This window comes from Pseudomonas sp. DF11 (assembly GCF_058148565.1).
Genome location: NZ_JBYVYN010000035.1, coordinates 1 through 236, shown reverse-complemented (window position 1 = coordinate 236; position 236 = coordinate 1). Strand labels below are relative to the sequence as shown.

1 pseudogene is annotated in these 236 nt (G+C 59.7%); it reads left to right on the top strand.

Going from position 1 to position 236, the window contains the following annotated elements:
• Positions 1-236: pseudogene (locus AC30D9_RS29425) on the top strand (calcium-binding protein); the annotation flags it as partial.

The window sequence follows — 236 nt, the reverse complement described above, 5'->3', positions numbered from 1 at the left end:
CTGGATGGTGCCAATGGCTACGACACCCTGAGCTACGCCAGCTCTGCCCAGGCGGTCAACCTGACCGTGACGGGCACTGCCGGCACGGGTGTGGGTGGTGATGCCCAAGGTGATGCATTCAGCAACATCGAGGTACTCACCGGCTCAGCCTATGGTGACGTCTTTACCTTCAACTCTGGCAGCGTGACCGTCAACGGTGGTGCTGGTAATGACGTCTACGTCATCAATGGCTCCGG